Annotated in this window: 14 protein-coding genes; 3 read left to right on the forward strand and 11 right to left on the reverse strand. The window is 69.3% G+C overall.

Annotation, left to right across the window (positions count from 1 at the left end; translation table 11 throughout):
* Positions 1–107: 107 nt before the first annotated feature.
* The 4 genes from SVA_RS01110 to SVA_RS01125 are packed head-to-tail and all read right to left on the reverse strand — an operon-like array spanning position 108 to position 3,060.
* Positions 108–1,460 (reverse strand): sensor histidine kinase, encoded by a 1,353-nt coding sequence (locus SVA_RS01110; protein WP_096457575.1) that lies wholly within the window; start codon positions 1,458–1,460, stop codon positions 108–110.
* Complete coding sequence (locus SVA_RS01115; protein WP_096457578.1) at positions 1,457–2,119, reverse strand: response regulator transcription factor; 663 nt, start codon at positions 2,117–2,119, stop codon at positions 1,457–1,459. The genes SVA_RS01110 and SVA_RS01115 overlap by 4 nt, the downstream gene beginning before the upstream one ends.
* Complete coding sequence (locus tag SVA_RS01120; protein WP_096457581.1) at positions 2,120–2,428, reverse strand: PepSY domain-containing protein; 309 nt, start codon at positions 2,426–2,428, stop codon at positions 2,120–2,122.
* A complete protein-coding gene (locus SVA_RS01125; protein WP_096457584.1) occupies positions 2,428–3,060 on the reverse strand; it encodes a cytochrome b/b6 domain-containing protein in 633 nt (210 codons plus the stop codon). The genes SVA_RS01120 and SVA_RS01125 overlap by 1 nt, the downstream gene beginning before the upstream one ends.
* A gap of 126 nt (positions 3,061–3,186) precedes the next feature.
* Here SVA_RS01125 and SVA_RS01130 point away from each other — a divergent pair, with 126 nt between their 5' ends.
* Both SVA_RS01130 and trhA read left to right on the forward strand, forming a co-directional pair.
* Positions 3,187–3,588 (forward strand): TraR/DksA family transcriptional regulator, encoded by a 402-nt coding sequence (locus tag SVA_RS01130; RefSeq protein WP_096457588.1) that lies wholly within the window; start codon positions 3,187–3,189, stop codon positions 3,586–3,588.
* Position 3,589: 1 nt separating this feature from the next.
* On the forward strand, positions 3,590–4,207 hold the full coding sequence (trhA, locus tag SVA_RS01135) for a PAQR family membrane homeostasis protein TrhA (protein ID WP_096457591.1): 618 nt from the start codon (positions 3,590–3,592) through the stop codon (positions 4,205–4,207).
* Positions 4,208–4,420: 213 nt separating this feature from the next.
* Here trhA and SVA_RS01140 read toward each other — a convergent pair whose 3' ends face one another.
* The 7 genes from SVA_RS01140 to SVA_RS01170 all read right to left on the reverse strand — a co-directional run bounded on the left by SVA_RS01140 (position 4,421) and on the right by SVA_RS01170 (position 13,258).
* Complete coding sequence (locus tag SVA_RS01140; protein ID WP_096457594.1) at positions 4,421–5,827, reverse strand: FAD-binding oxidoreductase; 1,407 nt, start codon at positions 5,825–5,827, stop codon at positions 4,421–4,423.
* A gap of 254 nt (positions 5,828–6,081) precedes the next feature.
* Positions 6,082–7,638, reverse strand: a complete 1,557-nt coding sequence (locus SVA_RS01145) for a thiamine pyrophosphate-dependent enzyme (RefSeq protein WP_096457597.1) — start codon at positions 7,636–7,638, stop codon at positions 6,082–6,084.
* 98 nt (positions 7,639–7,736) lie between these two features.
* Positions 7,737–9,695, reverse strand: coding sequence for a 2-oxoacid:acceptor oxidoreductase family protein (locus SVA_RS01150; protein ID WP_096457600.1), 1,959 nt, complete (start codon positions 9,693–9,695; stop codon positions 7,737–7,739).
* Positions 9,696–9,847: 152 nt separating this feature from the next.
* A complete protein-coding gene (locus SVA_RS01155; protein WP_197703308.1) occupies positions 9,848–11,026 on the reverse strand; it encodes an NAD(P)H-dependent flavin oxidoreductase in 1,179 nt (392 codons plus the stop codon).
* 163 nt (positions 11,027–11,189) lie between these two features.
* Positions 11,190–11,546: a hypothetical protein gene (locus SVA_RS01160; RefSeq protein ID WP_096457603.1), complete on the reverse strand. Its 357-nt coding sequence runs from the start codon at positions 11,544–11,546 to the stop codon at positions 11,190–11,192.
* Positions 11,547–11,566: 20 nt separating this feature from the next.
* A complete protein-coding gene (locus SVA_RS01165; RefSeq protein ID WP_096457606.1) occupies positions 11,567–11,947 on the reverse strand; it encodes a SirB2 family protein in 381 nt (126 codons plus the stop codon).
* A gap of 96 nt (positions 11,948–12,043) precedes the next feature.
* Positions 12,044–13,258, reverse strand: coding sequence for an NnrS family protein (locus SVA_RS01170; RefSeq protein ID WP_096457609.1), 1,215 nt, complete (start codon positions 13,256–13,258; stop codon positions 12,044–12,046).
* Positions 13,259–13,449: 191 nt separating this feature from the next.
* Between SVA_RS01170 and SVA_RS01175 the strand changes: the two genes are divergently transcribed.
* The gene (locus SVA_RS01175; protein ID WP_148665342.1) at positions 13,450–17,721 is read left to right on the forward strand and encodes a bifunctional diguanylate cyclase/phosphodiesterase; all 4,272 of its coding nucleotides are present in this window, start codon (positions 13,450–13,452) and stop codon (positions 17,719–17,721) included.
* Positions 17,722–17,743 lie beyond the last annotated feature (22 nt).

The following is a 17,743-nucleotide window of genomic DNA, read 5'->3' on the forward strand; positions in this document are numbered from 1 at the left end:
CCCTGTCCTTCTCCCGCGAGGGGAGAGGGGACCCTGTAGTGAGGGGGAGTGTTACCGGCTTCGTACGACATTTCGGGCATCTGCGTGCCCGGTATCGTCCTCCTTTTCTATACCGCGGGCAGCTCGACGCGCACCCGCAGGCCGCCGAGCGGCGAGCGGTCGAGAGTGAGCGCGCCCGCGTAGGACTCGACGATGCCGCGCACGATCGCGAGGCCGAGGCCGTGCCCCGGGACGGACTCGTCGAGCCGCGTGCCGCGCTCGAGGGCGGCCGTCGCTTCGACTTCGGGCAGACCCGGGCCGTCGTCCTCGACGGTGATCCGAAGCGCCGCCTTTCCGCGGCCCACGGCCGACGCCGCGTGATCGCGCCCGACCTCGATCCGCACCCGCGAGGCCGCCCACTTGCAGGCGTTGTCGAGCAGGTTGCCGAGCAGCTCGAGCAGGTCCTCGCGGTCGACGGCGAGGCGGGTGCGTTCGGGCAGGACGGTCTCGATGTCGAGCGTGCGCTCGCGATGCAGCAACCGGAGGACGCCGACGAGCGCCGGCAGCTCCGTCGCGAGATCGACCGATCGGGTCCCGGCGCCGGGGCCGGCGAGGCGGGCGTACGACAGCTCGCGTTCGACGAGGCGGCCGAGCGCGGCGGTCTGCGCGGTCAGCGTCTGCCGCGCCTCGGGCGATGCCCGCACGGCGGGATGATCGGCGAGATCGGTCAGCAGCGTGAGCGGGGTCTTGAGCGCGTGCGCCATGTTGCCGAGCGCCTGGCGCGAGCGCACGAGGCGCGCGCGCAGCGCCGCGAGCAGGCGATTGAGCTCGCGCACGAGGGGCACGAGCTCGCCGGGCACGCGGTCGTCGAGCGCGTCGATCTCGCCGCGCTCCAGCCGGCCGACGTCCTCGCGCGTGCGGCGCAGCGGCCGCAGCGTCAGCTCGACGATGCCGCCCTGCACCAGGAGCAGCACCGCGAGCGCGACCGCCGAGATGACGGCGTAGGCGACGCGAAACCGCGCGAGCTCCCGCTCGAGCGGCCCCAGATCCTCGGTCACCGCCACGGTGATCACGCGCCCGTCGATCTCGTATCCGCGCGCGAGCACGAGGAGCGACTGGTCCTGCGGGCCCGCGGCGCGCCGGAGCACCGTCTCGCCCGGCGCGGGCGCGGGCACCGCCAGGTCCTCGTCCCAGAGCGAGCGGGAGCGCAGGACCTGACCGGGCGCGCCGACGCGGTAGTAGTGGCCCGAAAACGGCTGCGCGTAGATCGGGCCGAGGCGCGCGGGATCGAGGACGAACCGGCCGTCCGGGCCGGGCTTGAGGCCGGCGAGCACCGCCTCGACGTCGTGCTCCAGCCGCGCGCGCAGATGCCCCTCCGCCAGGTGGCGCAGCGCACCGGCGACGGCGAGCCACTGCAGCACGAACATGAGGAGCAGGCTCGCCGCGAGGCCGAGCCCGAGGCGGGTCTTGAGCGTGGTCACTGCCGCTTCCCGAAGACGTAGCCCTGACCGCGCCGCGTCTCGATCAGCTCCGCGCCGAGCTTGTCCCGCAGCCGCTTCACGTACACCTCGATCACGTTGCTGTCCTTGTCGCTGTCGGCGTCGTAGACGTGCTCGGTGAGCTCGGTCTTCGAGAGGATCTTGCCCGGATGCAGCATGAAGTAGCGCAGCAGGCGGAATTCCGTGCCGGTGAGGTCGATGCCGTGCTCGCCGCGGCGCGCGACCTGGCGCGCCTCGTCGAGCGTCAGGTCGCCGTAGCGCAGCGCTCCGCCCGGCCGGTCGTGGCGGCGCCGGACGATCGCGCCGACCCGCGCGAGGAGCTCCTCCATGTGAAAGGGCTTGGCGAGGTAGTCGTCGGCCCCGGCGCGGAAGCCCTCGACCTTCTCGTGCCAGGCGCCGCGCGCGGTGAGCACGATCACCGGCAGGCGGCTGCCGCGGCTGCGCCAGTGGCGGAGCACGTCGAGGCCGGGACGGCCGGGGAGCCCGAGGTCGAGCACGGCGGCGTCGTAAGGCTCGACCTCGCCGAGGTGCTGCGCGTCGATGCCGTTGTCGGCGGTGTCGACCGCGTAACCGGCGTGCGCGAGCGCCTGCTTGAGGCGCTCGCGCAGCATCGCGTCGTCCTCGGCGACGAGCAGGCGCAATTACTTCTCCCGCTTCTCCTTGAGAAGCTCGGCCGTACGGGCGTCGTACTTTAGCTCATGCACGACGCCGTTGTCCCCGGCGACCTCGATCTCGTAGACGTAGCGGCCGTCCTTGCGCTCCAGCTCGGTCTCGATGATGCGGACGTTCGGGTGGCGCTCCCGCACCTTCTCGAGTATCCGCTCGAGCGGCAGCACCTCGCCCTGCTCGCGCAGCGCGCGGGCCCGCTCGTGGTCGTCGGACGCGATCAGGCTGGACGCGCCGAGGGCGAAGACGACGGCGCCGAGCGCCGCCGCAATCAGGCGTTTCATCAGTGTTCTCCTTCCGTCAGTGGACGTTTGTCTCCGTTCACCATGGAACGGATCAGATTTTCCCGATGCAGGAGGCTCCCGGCCAGCACGCCGGCGACGTGCAGGGCGATCAGCAGCAGCGTGAAGTTGGCGAAGAACTCGTGCGTTTCCTCGAGCGCCTCGCGCGCCGGCCCGCCCTCGCGGTCGTCGTCCGCGCGCGCCTCGGCGACGAGCGTCGGCAGGGAAAGACCCGCGAGGTATCCCTCGTTCTCCATCTGCCGCATGCCGAACCCGGTCAGCGCGGTGAGCAGGACGCTCGCGAGCAGCGCGATCACCATCGCGCCGCCGAGCGGATTGTGGCCGAGGTACCGTCTGGCGCGCCCGCGCAGATAGTGCCGCGCGTACGCGCGGACCGTCGCGGGGCTTCGCACGAAGTCGGCGAAACGGGCGTGCCGGGGTCCGACGAAGCCCCAGACGACCCGCAGGGCGATGAGCCCGATGACGACGTAGCCCGCGTAAACGTGCAGGAACGACTCCTCGTCGCCGGAGAGGTAGGCGATCGCGAAGAGACCGACGAGGGACCAGTGAAAGACCCGAACGAACGGATCCCAGACACGGGTGCGGCTTTCGGAGACCGAGACGGCGTGCGGCATGCGAGAAACCCCGGATTGCGACAGGAGGCGACTCTAGCCCCGGCGGCTGAATCCAGGCTGAACGCACGCTTTGGCGCCGCAAGCGGCTTGGGATTACCATAGCTCGAAGCGAGAAGGAGACGGTCGATGCCCACGCTCACCCCCGACGATGTCGCCCATTTCGAGCAGCGGCTCAAGCAGCGGCGCGAGGAGCTGCGCTGGAGCATCCACGACGCGCTGGTGCGCACCGAGCGCAGCGACCTGAGCGAGATCGCCGGCCGGGTGCGCGACGCCGGCGAGGAATCCGTCGCCGACGCCGTGGCGACGATGAATCTCACGATGCTCGACCGCGAGGTGGACGAGCTCCGCGACGTCGAGGCGGCCTTGCAGCGCATCCGCGACGGCGTGTACGGCCAGTGCCAGGACTGCGGCGGCGAGGTTCCGCGCGAACGGCTCGACGCTTATCCCACGGCGAAGCGCTGCGTCCCGTGTCAGCGAAAGCACGAGTCGGCGCGGTTCGGCGGGCGCGATCAGACGCCGAGCCTCTAGCTTGTACGCCGGCGAACGCTTCAACGCCGTCTCGCACCTGCTCGGCGCGGCGCTCGCGCTCGCCGGGCTGGTGTGCCTCCTCGTCGTCGCGAGCCAACAGGGCGACGCCTGGAAGGTCGTCAGCTTCGCCGTCTATGGCGCGACCCTGCTGCTGCTTTACGTGTCCTCGACGCTGTACCACAGCCTGCGCGGTCGGGCGAAGGACATCCTGCGCAAGCTCGATCATGGCGCCATCTATCTCCTGATCGCCGGCACCTACACGCCGTTCGCACTGGTCACGTTGCGCGGCGGCTGGGGCTGGTCGTTGTTCGGCGTCGTCTGGGCGCTCGCGATCATCGGGATCGTCCAGGAGCTCGCTTGGGGGCGCGGCCGGCGCATCCTCTCCATCGCGATCTACCTGCTGATGGGTTGGCTCGCGCTCATCGCTCTCGCGCCGCTCGCGCGGGCGCTCGGCGCCGCGGGCCTGTCCTGGGTCGTCTCGGGCGGCATTTTCTACACCGTGGGCATCGTTTTCTACGCGCTCAGCGAGCGCTGGCGTCCGGCCCACGGCATCTGGCACCTGTTCGTGCTGGGCGGCAGCGGTACGCACTTCGTCGCCGTGCTCGGATACGTCGCCTAGCCGACCAAACGCTTTCCCTTTCCCGCTTGCGGGGCGAGCCGGAAAAATGAGGGTGTAATACAACTGCTCGACCGCCCTCCGGGCGGCTTGTCGATGTACTAACCATACTTGTGGGTCACCCACCCACAAGTTCGATTTCTTACCTCGACCAGCCGCCCGAAGGGCGGTCGACAGAGAGTAGAGGGGCTAGCCCCCACTTCGTAAACCGAGCTTCTACGCCTCCGGAAACTTCTTCCCCGGGTTCAAAATGCCGTTCGGATCGAACACGTGCTTGAGCGCGCGCATCATCGCGAGGGTGTCGGGCGGGATCTCGAGCGGCACGAAGTTGCGCTTCTCGTAGCCGATGCCGTGCTCGCCCGAGAGCGTGCCCTTCATGTCGAGCACGGTTTCGAACAGCCGCTCGAGCGCCTCGTGCGCGCGGCGCATCTCGTCGGCGTCGTCCGGGTGCACCATCAGGTTCACGTGCAGGTTGCCGTTGCCGGCGTGGCCGAAGCTCACGATCGGCAGGCGATACTCGTCGGCCAGCGCCTCGATCACGGCCACGAACTGGGCGAGCCGAGGCACCGGAACGACCACGTCCTCGTTGATCTTGAGCGGCGCGATCTTCTTCACGGCGTGCGAGAGCGAGCGCCGGGCGCGCCAGAGGTCCGCGACCTCGGCCGGGTCGGCCGCTTCGCGCAGCTCGAGCAGGCCGGGACCTTCGAGCGCGGTCCGGAGCCGCGCGAGCGCGCGCTCGACGTCGGCGGGGTCGCCGTCGGCCTCGACCATCAGGAGCGCGCGCGTGCCCCTGGGCAATTCGCCCGCCGCGCCGGCCTGTTGGATCGCCGCGATCGCGGACGGGTCCATGAACTCGAGGGCGCACGGCACGGCCGGCTGGTTCATCACGCGCGCGACCGCGTCGGCGGCCTGCGGCATGCTCTCGTAGCAGGCGCGCAGCGTGCCGACCCGCGGCGGCGCCGGGACGAGCTTGAGCGTGGCCTCGGTGACGAGCGCGAGCGTGCCTTCGCTCCCGATCAGCAGCCGCGTGAGGTCGTAGCCGGTCACGTTCTTGGTCACGCGCCCGCCGGTGACGAGGGTGCGGCCGTCGCCGGCGACCGCGCGCAGCCCCAGCACGTAGTCGCGCGTGCCCCCGTACTTCACGGCGCGCGGTCCGGCGGCGTTCATCGCGAGGTTGCCGCCGATGCGGCAGTACGGCGCGCTGCCCGGGTCGGGCGGGTAGAAGAGCCCGCGCGAACGGGCGAGCGCGTCGATCTCGGACGTGGTGACGCCCGCCTCGACCACCATCACGCGCTCCTCGGGCGCGAACTCGAGGACGCGCCGCATGCACTCGAAGCTCGCGACGACGCTCCCGGGCACCGGCAGCGCGCCCCCGACATTGCCCGACCCGGCGCCGCGGGCGACGAGGGGAAGCCGGTGCTCGTTGGCCACGCGCACGAGCGCCGCGGTCTGCTCGTGATCGGACGGGAAGACGACCGCGATCGGTGGGCAGCGCCGCGGGCCCTGGTCGGCGGCGTAAAGCTCGATGGTCTCCGGGTCGGTGTGCACGCGCGATTCGCCGAGCGCGTCGATCAGCGCACGGCGGGCGGGGGCAGAGAGCTCATGCTGAATGGGTCGATCCATGGACGGACGATCATGTCTCCCGGGGCGTGCGACTTCAAGACACCTCTATATTCCCTCTCCCTTGAGGGGCGAGCCGGAGAAGTGCAAACGGTCCCGGTGGACCGGTTGCCCGGCGAGCGGGCGACCAGGGACGGCCGCCCCGGGCTTTTATGCGGAGCAGGAAGCGCAGCAGAAAAGGGGTAAGGTGAGGGTGGGCGCCTCTCAGTACCCTCGCCCCATCCCTCTCCCGCGATCGCGGGAGAGGGAGAGAAGGCCTAACGCAGCCCGGCCAGCTCCTGCAGGAGCCGCCAGTTCTTCAGGCGGTCGTCGCGGGCTTTGAGCAGCTCCGGCGAGGGGTTGCCGCCGGCGTCGAAGTGGCGCGCGAACCGGCCTTCGCTCCGGGCGAAGGTGACGAAGTCGATCGTCTCGCCCTTCGGTGTCACGTACCAGTCGTCCTTGCGTGCCGGGTTGCCCTGCAGGCTCAGGCGCTCCTTCACGCTCTCCCCCGCGCGGGGGTCGTAGACGAGAAGCGGGAACGCGCGCGCGTCGACCGCGAGCTTCGACTGCCCGAAGCCCGCGTCGTCGCCGATACCGTGCTCCGGCATGCACGGCGCGTAGACGATGACGACCGCGGGGCCCGGGTATGCGTTCGCGGAGATGACCGCCCGATAGAAATGGTTCACGTGCGCGACGGTCGTCTGCGCGACGTAAACATCCGGATGCATCATCACGATCGGCGCGAGCTCCTTGCGCCGCTCGCTCTTGCCGTGCTGCGCGCGCCCGTAGGCCGACATTTTCGAGTCCTGCGCGGTGAAGGTCGAGGTGGAGGCCTGCCCGCCGGTGTTCGAGTACACCTGCGTGTCGAGCACGAGCACCTTGATGTCCATCCCGCTCATCAGCATGCGCGAGAGCGACTGGAAGCCGATGTCGAGCATCGCCCCGTCGCCGCCCAGGACCCACAGGCGCTTGTCCCGGAGCCCGGCGCGGTCCCACATGGCGCGCACGCCCATCGCCACCGCCGGCGCGTTCTCGAAGAGCGAGTTGGTCCAGGGCACGCGGTAGGGGTTGTAGGGATAGGTCGAGCCGAACACCGTGTTGCAGCCGGTCGCGGCGACGATCCCGACCGCATGCTCGCCGTGCACGAACGCGGTCGCCGCGAGCATCATGCGGATCGCCGTCGCCTCGCCGCAGCCCATGCACGAGGCGGCGCCGCCGCAGTACAGGTGCGTCGCCTCCGCGAGCATCATGTCGGCGAGCACCTTGTCCTGGATGTACGCGCGCGGGGTATCGGGCAGCTCGCGCAGGAGCTTCGCCGCCGCGCGGTGCCCGTCGAGGACGGCTTCGGTCTTCGGCGTCATCGACAGCGCCTCGTGGCTGCCGCACGCCTGCACGCACTCCCCGCACCCCTTGCACTTGGTCGGATCGACGGCGAGGTAGAACATCCCGCCCTCGTGCCCCTTGCGCGCGGGCACGTCGAAGTACTTGGTCGTCTTGGCGAACTGGCGCGCGACGTACGCGCCGTGCTCCCGCCCTTCGAGCTGCTTCAGGAGCTGCGCGTGCGTCGAGGCCGGCACCACCTTGGCGAGGATCGCGGTGTCGGGACAGACGGTCACGCACTCCATGCAGCCGACGCACTTCTCGGCGTGAAGCAGCGGCAGGTCCGGCGCGATGGTCGAGAAGTCCCGGTGCATCCCGGTCGCGGGCGGCACCCGGGAAAGCGCCATGGCCCGGTCGGCGGCGAGGCAGGCGTCCGCGCTGCCGTCGCCGTAGCGCTTCACCACCTCGCGCGCGAAGAGGTCGACGTCGATGAACTGCTCCGTGAACGAAGCCATGGCCTTAGCGAATTTTGAATGTTGAATTTTGAATGCTTAATTTCGGTGCGCAATTCGCGTTCATTAAGTCAGAATTCAACATTAAGTATTCAACATTCTCACCGATCCGCGGTGACGCTCTCTTTCGCGTCCGCATGATCGGCGAGCGCGCCGACGTCCAGCGTTCGGGCATCGAAATAGCCTTGGCGGACGGCCGAGAGGTTCGCCTCGATCACCTTCTCGCCGCGGCGGCCGAAGTACTTGCGCAGCGCCTTCTCGATCCCCTGGAACAGCGCCTCCTCGGCGACGCCGGCGTGGCGCACGAAGGGCGCGGCGCGCAGGAACACCCCGAGCAGCACGATCCCCTGCATGCGCAGCTGCAGGTCGGCGGTCGCGGCGAGGCCGCGCGCGATCCGCACCGCGTCGAGGTAGAGCACGGTCAGGTTCTTGCTCCGGATCGTTTCCCGCGGCGCGGGCGGGATCTGGCGCCACACCTCGGCGTCGGTGGGCGCGCGGCTCTGGATGAAGACGGTCCCGCCTTCGACCACGCCGCTCAGGGGATCGGCGGCGGCGAAGGCGTTGATGTCGTGGATCGCGACGAAGTCGACGTGCTCGAGCTCGGCGTGCTCGCGGATCGGCGTCGCCGCGGCGGTCAGGTAATAGGTCGTCGGCAGCCCCTTCTTGTCGGACCCGTACTTGGGGTAGGCCTGGACTTCGAGGCCGAAGATTTCCTCGATCAGCGAGGCGATCACCTTGTTCGTGGTCACCGAGCCGTAGCCCCCGACCGAGTGTCCGCGCATCGAGTAGGCCCCGGCCGGGCGCACATCGGGGTCGTGGAGCCGCTCGAGGGCGAGCGGGTGGCGCACGTTGAGGGCGAAGACGGGCTTGCCGCCGTCGACCATGTTCTGCGCCACGGCAATCAGGTCGCCGACGCGCGTGTCGCGGCTGCCGAGCCCGTAGACGCCGGCGTGGAAGCGCGGCATGCGCGCGACCTCCCCGCGGGTCGCCGCGGTCGCGAACGCCGCCTTCACCTCGAGCGCGAGCGGGTTGTCGCGTGCGAGCGGGTTGTCCATGCGCTCGATGATGGAAACGGCCCGGCAGTCCTTGAGCGCGGTCACGACCTCGTCGGCCGGGAAAGGTCGAAAGCACGTGACGTGCAGGAGGCCGACCTTCCAGCCCAGGCGCTCGCGCATCCAGTCGACCGCCGGAATCGCCGTCTCCATCACGGAGCCGAGGCCGACGATCGCGTACTCGGCGTCCTCGAGGCGGTAGGCGTCGACGACGCCGTAGCGCCGCCCGGTGAGCCGCGCGAACTCCGCGAAGGCTTCGGTCAGGTGCGCCGGCACCCGGTCGGTGAACTCGCGCTGCGCGATCTTGCCCTTCATGTAGGCGTCCTGGTTCTGCACGGTGCCCGTCTGGAGAGGCTTCGCCGGATCGAACAGGCTCGCTAGCCGCTCGCGCGGGTGGCCGACGAACTCGCGCATGAGCTCGGGCTCGGCCAGGCGCACGCGCTCGATCGTATGCGTCGTGAGGAAGCCGTCCTGGATGCTCATGAACGGCGTGTGCGAGGCCTCGGCCGCGCGCCGCGCGATGAGTCCCAGGTCCTGCGCCTCCTGGGCGTTGCGCGCGAACAGCATCCCCCAGCCGCAGTCGGCGACCGCCATCACGTCGTCGTGGCCGGCGTGGACGTTGAGCGCGTGCGAGGTGAGCGCGCGGGCGCCAATGTGGAACACGACCGGCAGGCGCTTGCCGGAAATCGTATAGAGCACCTCCTTCATCAGCACGAGGCCTTGCCCGGAGGTGAAGTTGGTCACGCGCCCGCCGGCGAGCGCGAAGCCCTCGCACGCCGAGGCGGAGCTGTGCTCGGACTCCGGTTCGAGGAAGAAGAGCATATCGCCCCACAGGTTCTGCTGCCCGTTGGCGGCGGCGAGCTGGAAGCCGCTGCCCATGTTGGTCGAGGGCGTGATCGGGTAGGCGCAGGCACCGTCCGAGACATGCGACTCGAGCCAGACGACGACGGCGGACCCGTCGGCCGTGGTCGGCGTGCCGGGATAGGGAATGGAGGCGTTGTTCGGCATTGCGTCCAGCAAAGCTAATGTTTAATTCGGAATGCTTGATTTCGGTGCGCGCTTCGCGCGCTCATCAATTCAACATCCAACATCAAGCATTCAACATTGCCTTCAACGCCGCCTTGCGACAGGTCAACTTTGCGGCGGCCGGCGCGCGGGGCTCACGCCCCTGAGCCGGCGAGGGGTGCCGGGCGCGTGCCCGTCAGCAGGTAGTCGAGGAGCTCCGCGACCTTCCGGATCTCGGTCCCGAAGGGCAAGCCGGCGGCGCCGCGGAAGAAGAGCCCCTGCTCGACGTTGCCGCGCTGCGCGGCGGCGAGCTGCGTCTCGATGCAGAACTGCCCGGCGCGCGGGTCGCCGTCCTTGAAGCCGCAGTAGGAGAGGCACTGAAGCCTGCTCGGGCACTCGCGGCAGCCCGGCGCCGCCTCGGCCCGGAGCTTTTCCTCTTTCGCCAGATAACGCTTCAGCCAGGGGGTGAGCACGGCGCGCGCCGGCAGCCCGGCCGCGCTCATGAACGTCACCACGTCGTCGGGCCGCGCTTCGGCAAGCACCTTCTTGAAGTTCGGGTGCGCGTCGCACTCCTCGGTGACGGCGAACGGCGTGCCGATCTGCACGCCGCTCGCGCCGAGATCGAACATCTCCTTCAGCTTCTGGAAGGAGTCGATGCCCCCGGCCGGGATCAGCGGGATCTTCTCGAGCGCGAGCCCGAGCTCGCGGACGACCTTCCGCACCTCTTCGAGCACGCGCCGGAAGTCGAACTTCGGGTCGTTCACCTCCTCGAGGCGCGTCGCACCGAGGTGCCCGCCCGCGTAGCGCGGGTGCTCGATCACGATGGCGTCGGGCAGCCGGCCCTTGCGCGCCCATTTCTTGAGGACCGCGCGCACGCCGCGCTCCTCGGAGAGGATCGGGATCAGCGCGACGTTCCTGAATTTCGCCGTGAGGTCCGGCAGGTCGAAGGGCAGGCCCGCGCCGGAGACGATCGCGTTCGCCCCGCTCTTGCACGCCTGCACCACGAGCTCGGCGTAGTTCGAGAGGGCGCGCATGACGTTGACCGCGATGAAGCCGTCCGGTCCCGCGACCTCGCGCGCCGCACGGATCTCGCGGTCGAGCGCCTCGACGTTGGCGGCGCTGTGTTCCTGCGGATCGCGGCACTTGCGCAGCCGCTGCATCAGGTCGGGGTGCAGCCGTCGCAGGTCGACGCTCGCCACGGTCCCGACCGCGCCTTCCTTCGCCACCGCGCTCGCGAGGCGGTGGCCGGACACGCCCACGCCCATGCCGCCCTGCACGACGGGCAGCAGCTCGCGTCCACGGATGACGAGCGGGGGAAAGAGGCTTCGGATCACGGACCGGTCACGCTAACCGATGCGCGGCCGCCCGGACTTGATCCACGTCAACTCGGAAAGAGCGCCCAACGCGCGTTCAGAGGGGGCGATCAGCCGCCCCGGGCACCGACCTGTCTTTTTCGGACGTAGCCGGCGGCGACGGCGACCAGCATCCCGAACCCGATCAGCGAGCTGAACAGATACGGAAATTGCGCCGCGAAGTCCCATTCCAGGAATGCGAACGACGAAAGAATCGCGCCGACGACCGTCGAATGGAGAACGAAGGCGCGGTTGGCGACAAGCGCCGCGATGTATCCGGGGAGCCCGACGTCAGCAGAGTCGCCAGGATGGCGAATGCGATCATCAACGGGTGGCCCATGACGCGCGCGGCAAACGCATCGGCCTCGGCCTGATTCGCGAAGTTCACGCCGGGCGCCAGTTCGTCGTATACCGCCGAGAGGTAGTAGCCGAAAAGCAGATCGAGCGGGATCGCAAGTACGAACGCCGCCAGGAGGCCCAAACCGATTCCTTTGATGCTCAATGTCTTGCCTCCGGGTCGGATCAAGCGAGCGCAAGGGCCGCGCTGCGGGTCATGGCGACGGCGACGACGTAGAGGAAGACCGCGCTCGCGGCGATCCAGGCGGCGACGCGGACGGACTTCGTGCGGCCGCGCTTCAAGGCGATGCTGCCGAGGACGATGTAGGCGAGGAGGCCGACGACCTTGGCGGTGAGCCAGCCGTGCACGAACGGCCACTGGTGGATGTTCCAGGCGAGCCAGAGCGCCGAGGCGAGGAGCACGGTGTCGATCACGTGCGGAAGGATCCGCGTCACGCGCGCGGTGAGGAGCGGCGAGCCGGCCATCATCCAGATCGCGCGGAGCTGAAAACCGGCGAAGGACAGGACGACGGCGGTGACGTGGACGAACTTGATCACTAATGCAATGTTGAATTCTTAATTTTGAATGTTGAATTGATGAGCGCGCGAAGCGCGCGTCATTAATTCAAAATTAAACATTCAACATTCAAAATTGTTCTTGAATTACCCTGGTTTCCCGTCGAGGCGCCGGCGCGCGTACATCGGCGTGTAGCGCAGCGCCCAGACACCCATGGCGGCCAGCCAGCCGAGGGCGGCGACGAGATTGAGCGGCGTCGCGGGCAGGAACTCCGCCGCGATCCGTACGAGCGCCACGACGTTCAGACCGAGCAACACCGCCCAGGTGACGTTGTCCGCGGCCAGGGGCCGCCCCGAGTGACCGAGGGTGACGCGCGAGGCCATGGCGATCGCCATGCCCGCGATGAAGCCGATGCCGAGCGCGTGCAGCGGCGTGCGGCCCAGCCCGTCGACGCCGACGAGCAGCGCGATGCTCTGCGCCGTGTAGAGCGTCATCGCGATCCCGAGCCAGAGGAAGGCGATGTGGAGCATGGCGAGCAGGCCCACCTCGAAGCTGCGCCGGAAGTTCCACCTCCACGTGTGGTGCAGCGCGAGCGCCGCGAGCGGCGCATCGAAGAGGAATCGCCAGGCCGGGAGGCCCGCCACCTCGGCAAGGAAGTGACCGAGCACGCACACTCCCATGACGGGAAGGCTGAAAGCCGGCCGCACGGCCTCGTAGCCGGCAAGGGCGCTCTGGCTGAAGAACGGGATCATCCGGTGACTCACGACGAAGATCACCGGCACGAGGAAGAGCCAGAGTCCGGCCTCGCGCGCGACCAGGTAGAGCACCGGCCCGCCGGCGAGGACGGCGCCCAGCAGGGCGAGCAACCCGAGCAGGCCGGCCGCGAGCGCGAGGTTGAGCGTGCGCACGTGCGGGCCCGGATCGCGCGATTGCCGGGCGACGGCGAGGAGCGAGGCGAGGCCGGACGCCCAGCCCGCCGCCATGAGCCCGAGCGCGAGACCGAGCACGGCCGCGTGAGCATAGGCCCCGACATAGAGCAGCGCCGCGCCGGGCGCCATGAGGAGGAAGACCCGCACGTACCCGCCCCGCGGCACCGGGGCGAGCCCGAGCCAGCGGGGATAGACGGTGAGCAGGAAGCCGAAAATGAAGAAGGGGAAGATCCCGTAGAGCATGAGCGCCGCATGCACCCAGGGCGCCGGCACGGCGTAGGTCATGGCCGGAACACCGACGGGCAGGCGGGCGGCGAGCTCCAGCGCCCAGAAAAGCATTGTCGCGACCAGCTGGACGCCGCCGGCGGCGAAGAGCGGCCGGTGAGGGGCGGCGGTGAGCACCGGCCAGAACGCGTTCGGCTGTCCGGTCATGGAGACGGGCTGGCGTGCATGTGAGGAGACTATAGGGCCTGCCGGGGTCGGCTACTTGACCTTTATCAACAGTTCGCGGCCTTTGGCACAAAAATTGAACTACTTTAGAGGGATAGGATTCCCGTATCACCAAGTGACCAGGGACTAGGCGCTCCTCGAATCGCGGAGCGGCTGTGCCCGGACCCGACACGTTGAAGAAGAATACCGCGAGGCACGTGCGCAGTCCCGATTCCGGCAGCGATCGCCTGGCGGAGCTGTTGCGCGGGATCGCGACGCAGCTTCCGCCGAGCGGGGATCCGGCGTTTTTCCCGTCCCTCGTCCAGTATCTCGCGCGCACGCTCGGGGTGGCCTATGCCTTTGCCGGCGAGCGGCTGCCGGATGCCCCCGACCGCGTCCGGACGCTCGCCGGTTGCGTCGACGGGAAGATCGTCCCCAACTTCGAATACGCGCTTCACGGCTCGCCCTGCGAGCAGGTGATGGACGGCAAGGTGTGCCTCTACCCGACCGGGGTGCAGGCCCTGTTCCCGGCCGACACCGAGCTCGTGACCATGGGCGCCGAAAGCTATGCGGGCACGCCGCTCTTCGGACCCGACGGCACGCCCGCGGGCGTGCTGGTGATCCTGGACCGCGCGCCGATGCAGGACGTCGCCACCGTCGAGCTGCTGCTCCAGGTGCTCGCCGTGCATGCGGCGGGCGCGCTCGCGCGCCGCGGCTCCGAGCACCGGATGTCCCAGCTCAACCGGCTGCTGCGCACCATCACCGGCATCAACCAGATGATCATCCGCGAGACCAGCGAGGAGCGGGTGCTCGCGGAAACCTGCCGCATCCTCGTCGAGGAGGGCGGCTACCGCATGGCGTGGATCGCCTTCGCCGATCTCGCGACCGGCGAGGTCCGGCCGGTCGCGCAGGCGGGGTTTACGGGCGACTACCTGTCCGGGGTCCGCATTCGCTGCGATGACAGCCCCGAGGGGCGGGGACCGACCGGGACGGCGATCCGCACCGGGCGGCACCTGATCTGCGAGGACATCGAGACCGACGAGCGTCTGGGGCCCTGGCGCGAGCGCGCGCGCACGCTCGGCTACCGCTCCTCCGCCGCCTTTCCGCTGCGGCTGCGCGACCGCGTGATCGGCGCGATCAACGTCTACGCCGAGGCGCCTTCCGCGTTCGGCCCGGACGACGTGGCGCTGCTCACCGAGCTCGCCGACGACGTCGGCCACGGCCTGCGGTCGCTCGAGGATGCGGCCGAACGCCGCCGCGTCGAGGAGGCGCTGCGCGAGAGCGAGCGCCGGCTGACGACGCTGATGGACAACCTGCCCGGGGCCGTCTACCGGTGCCGCAACGACGACGACTGGACGGTCGAGTTCATCAGCGAAGGCTGCCTTGCGCTGACCGGCTTCCGGCCGGCCGAGTTCGTCGAGAACCGTCGCACGTACGCCTCGGTGATCCACCCCGAGGACCGGGACGGCGTCTGGGAACAGGTCCAGGCGGCGCTCGAGGCGCGCAGTCCCTATCAGCTGGTGTATCGCCTCGTCACCGCGAGCGGCGAGACGAAGTGGGTGTGGGAGCAGGGGCAGGGCGTGTTCGCCCCGGACGGATCGCTGCTGTCGCTGGAAGGTTTCATCGGCGACATCACCGAGCGCAGGCTGGCCGAGGAGCGGCTGCGCGCGAGCGAGGAGCGCTTTCGCAGTCTCACCGAGCTCTCGTCGGACTGGTACTGGGAGCAGGACGACGAGCTGCGTTTCACGATGATCACCCGGAACCGGGAGACCGGAGAACGCTTCCCGATCGAAGAGAGCCTCGGAAAGCGCCGGTGGGAGCTACCCTACATCGACGTGAGCGACGCCGAATGGGACCGGCACAAGCAGGCGCTGGCCGCGCGGCGGCCGTTCCGCGATCTGGTGCTCAAGCGCCGCGACGCGAGCGGCGAGGTCCGCTACAGCAGCCTGAGCGGCGTTCCGCTCTTCGACGCCGCCGGCCGCTTCCTCGGCTACCGCGGGACGGGACGCGACATCACGGAGCGCGTGGTCGCCGAGCAGGCGTTGCGCGAGAGCGAGCAGCGGCTCCGTACGGTCCTGCGCAGCCTGCCGGTCATCCTCTGGGCCACGGACGCGAACGGCGTGTTCACGCTGTCCGAGGGCCAGGGATTGGTGGAGCTCGGGTACGCGCCCGGCGAAGTCGTGGGACAGTCGCTCTTCGAGCTTTACGCGGAGCACCCGGACGTGGCGGATGCCGCGCGCCGCACCCTGGCGGGAGAGACGGTGGTGGCCCCGGCGCGCGTCGCGGGGCGCGTGTACGAGGCCAACTACGTTCCGGTCAGGGGCCCGGAAGGCGCGATCACGGGCATGATCGGCGTCGCGTACGACGTGACCGCCCGCCAGCAGGCCGACGACGCGCTGCGCGAGAACGAGCGCCTCCTGCGGCTCGTGCTCGAGACGCTGCCGGTCGGCGTGTGGATCATGGACGCCACGGGGCGCATCGTGCACGGGAATCCCGCCGGACACGCGATCTGGGCGGGAGCGCGCTACGTCGGCATCGAGGAGTTCGGCGAGTACAAGGGCTGGTGGCACGATACGGGCAAGCCGATCGCGCCGCACGAGTGGGCGGCGACGCGCGCCATCCAGCGGGGCGAGACCTCCCTCAACGAGATCATCGACATCGAGTGCTTCGACGGCACCCGCAAGACCATTCTCAACTCCAGCGTCCCGCTGCACGATCCGGGCGGCGCCGTGCGCGGCGCGATCATCGTCAACGAGGACATCACGGAGCGCATGCAGTCCGATGCGGAGATGCACAAGTTGACGAGCGCGCTCCAGCAGACCGCGGACGCCGTCATCATCACCAACCGCGACGGCGTGATCGAGTACACCAACAGCGCGTTCGAGCGGACCACCGGGTACGCGCGCCAGGAGGCGATCGGACGCAAGCCGAGCCTGGTCAAGTCGGGCATGCACGATGCGGATTTCTACGCCCGCATGTGGCGCTCGATCCTCGCCGGGCAGGTGTACCGGGACGTGTTCGTGAACCGGCGCAAGAACGGCGAGATCTACTACGAGGAGAAGACGATCACCCCCCTCAAGGACGCGCACGGCGAGATCACGCACTTCATCTCGACGGGCAAGGACATCACCGACCGCATGGAGGCCCAGGAGCGGCTGCACTACCTGGCGCACCACGACGCGCTCACCGGGCTCCCGAACCGGGTGCTGTTCCTCGACCGGTTGCACCAGGCGCTGCTGCGCGCGCGGCGTCACGAACAGCTGGTCGGCGTCATGTTCCTCGACCTCGACCGTTTCAAGTACATCAACGACACGCTGGGCCATCACGTCGGCGACGCCTTTTTGCAGTCGATGGCGACGCGCCTGCAGGCGTGCATCCGGCAAGGCGATACCGTCGCGCGCCTCGGTGGCGACGAGTTCGCGGTGCTGCTCGAGGAGATCGCGCACGCCGAGGACGTCTCGGCGGTCGCGGGCAAGATCCTCGCCGCGTTCGCGCAGTCGTTCGACGTGCGCGGCCACGAGCTCTTCATCACCGCCAGCATCGGGATCAGCCTGTACCCGGGCGACGGCACCGACGCACCGACGCTCCTCAAGAACGCCGACGCCGCCATGTACCGGGCGAAGGACCTCGGCAAGAACAACTACCAGTACTACTCCGCCGACCTCGGCGCGCTCGCCTTCGAGCGCCTGACGCTGGAGACGAGCCTGCGGCGCGCGCTCGAGCGCGAGGAGTTCGTGCTGCACTACCAGCCGCAGGTCGAGCTCGCCACCGGACGGATCGTCGGCGTGGAAGCGCTCGTGCGCTGGAAGCACCCCGATTTCGGCATGCTCTCGCCGGCGCAGTTCATCCCGGTGGCGGAGGAGACCGGCGCGATCGTCGCGCTGGGCGAGTGGGTCGCGCGGGCGGCGATGAAACAGGTCAGGGAGTGGCGCGATGCGGGCATGGGACCGCTTCGCGTCGCCGTGAACGTCTCGGGCCGGCAGTTCAGCGAGCCGGGCTTCATCGACACCGTCAAGCGGCTGCTCGCGGAGACCGGGCTCGATCCCTCGGCGCTCGAGCTCGAGATCACCGAGAGCGCGATCATGAAGAACGCCGAGGTCACGATCGAGCGCCTGCGCGCGCTGCACGCGATGGGCGTGCGCTTCGCGATCGACGACTTCGGGACGGGCTACTCCTCGCTCGCCTACCTGCGGCGCTTTCCGATCCACGCCCTCAAGATCGACAAGACGTTCACGCGCGACCTGACCGAGGACAGCAGCGACGCCGAGATCGTGAAGACGATCATCGGCATGGCGCGCGGCCTCAACCTCGTCGTGGTCGCGGAAGGCGTGGAGACGCGCGAACAGCTCGTCTTCCTGCGCGCGCACGCCTGCCACGCCGTGCAGGGGTATCTCTACAGCCGTCCCGTGCCGCCCGAGCGGATGGCCGAGCTGCTGCGCCAGCCGGATGCGCTAAAACAATTTTGAATTCTCAATGTTGAATGTTGAA

It is taken from the genome of Sulfurifustis variabilis, from assembly GCF_002355415.1.
GTDB classification, from domain to species: domain Bacteria; phylum Pseudomonadota; class Gammaproteobacteria; order Acidiferrobacterales; family Sulfurifustaceae; genus Sulfurifustis; species Sulfurifustis variabilis.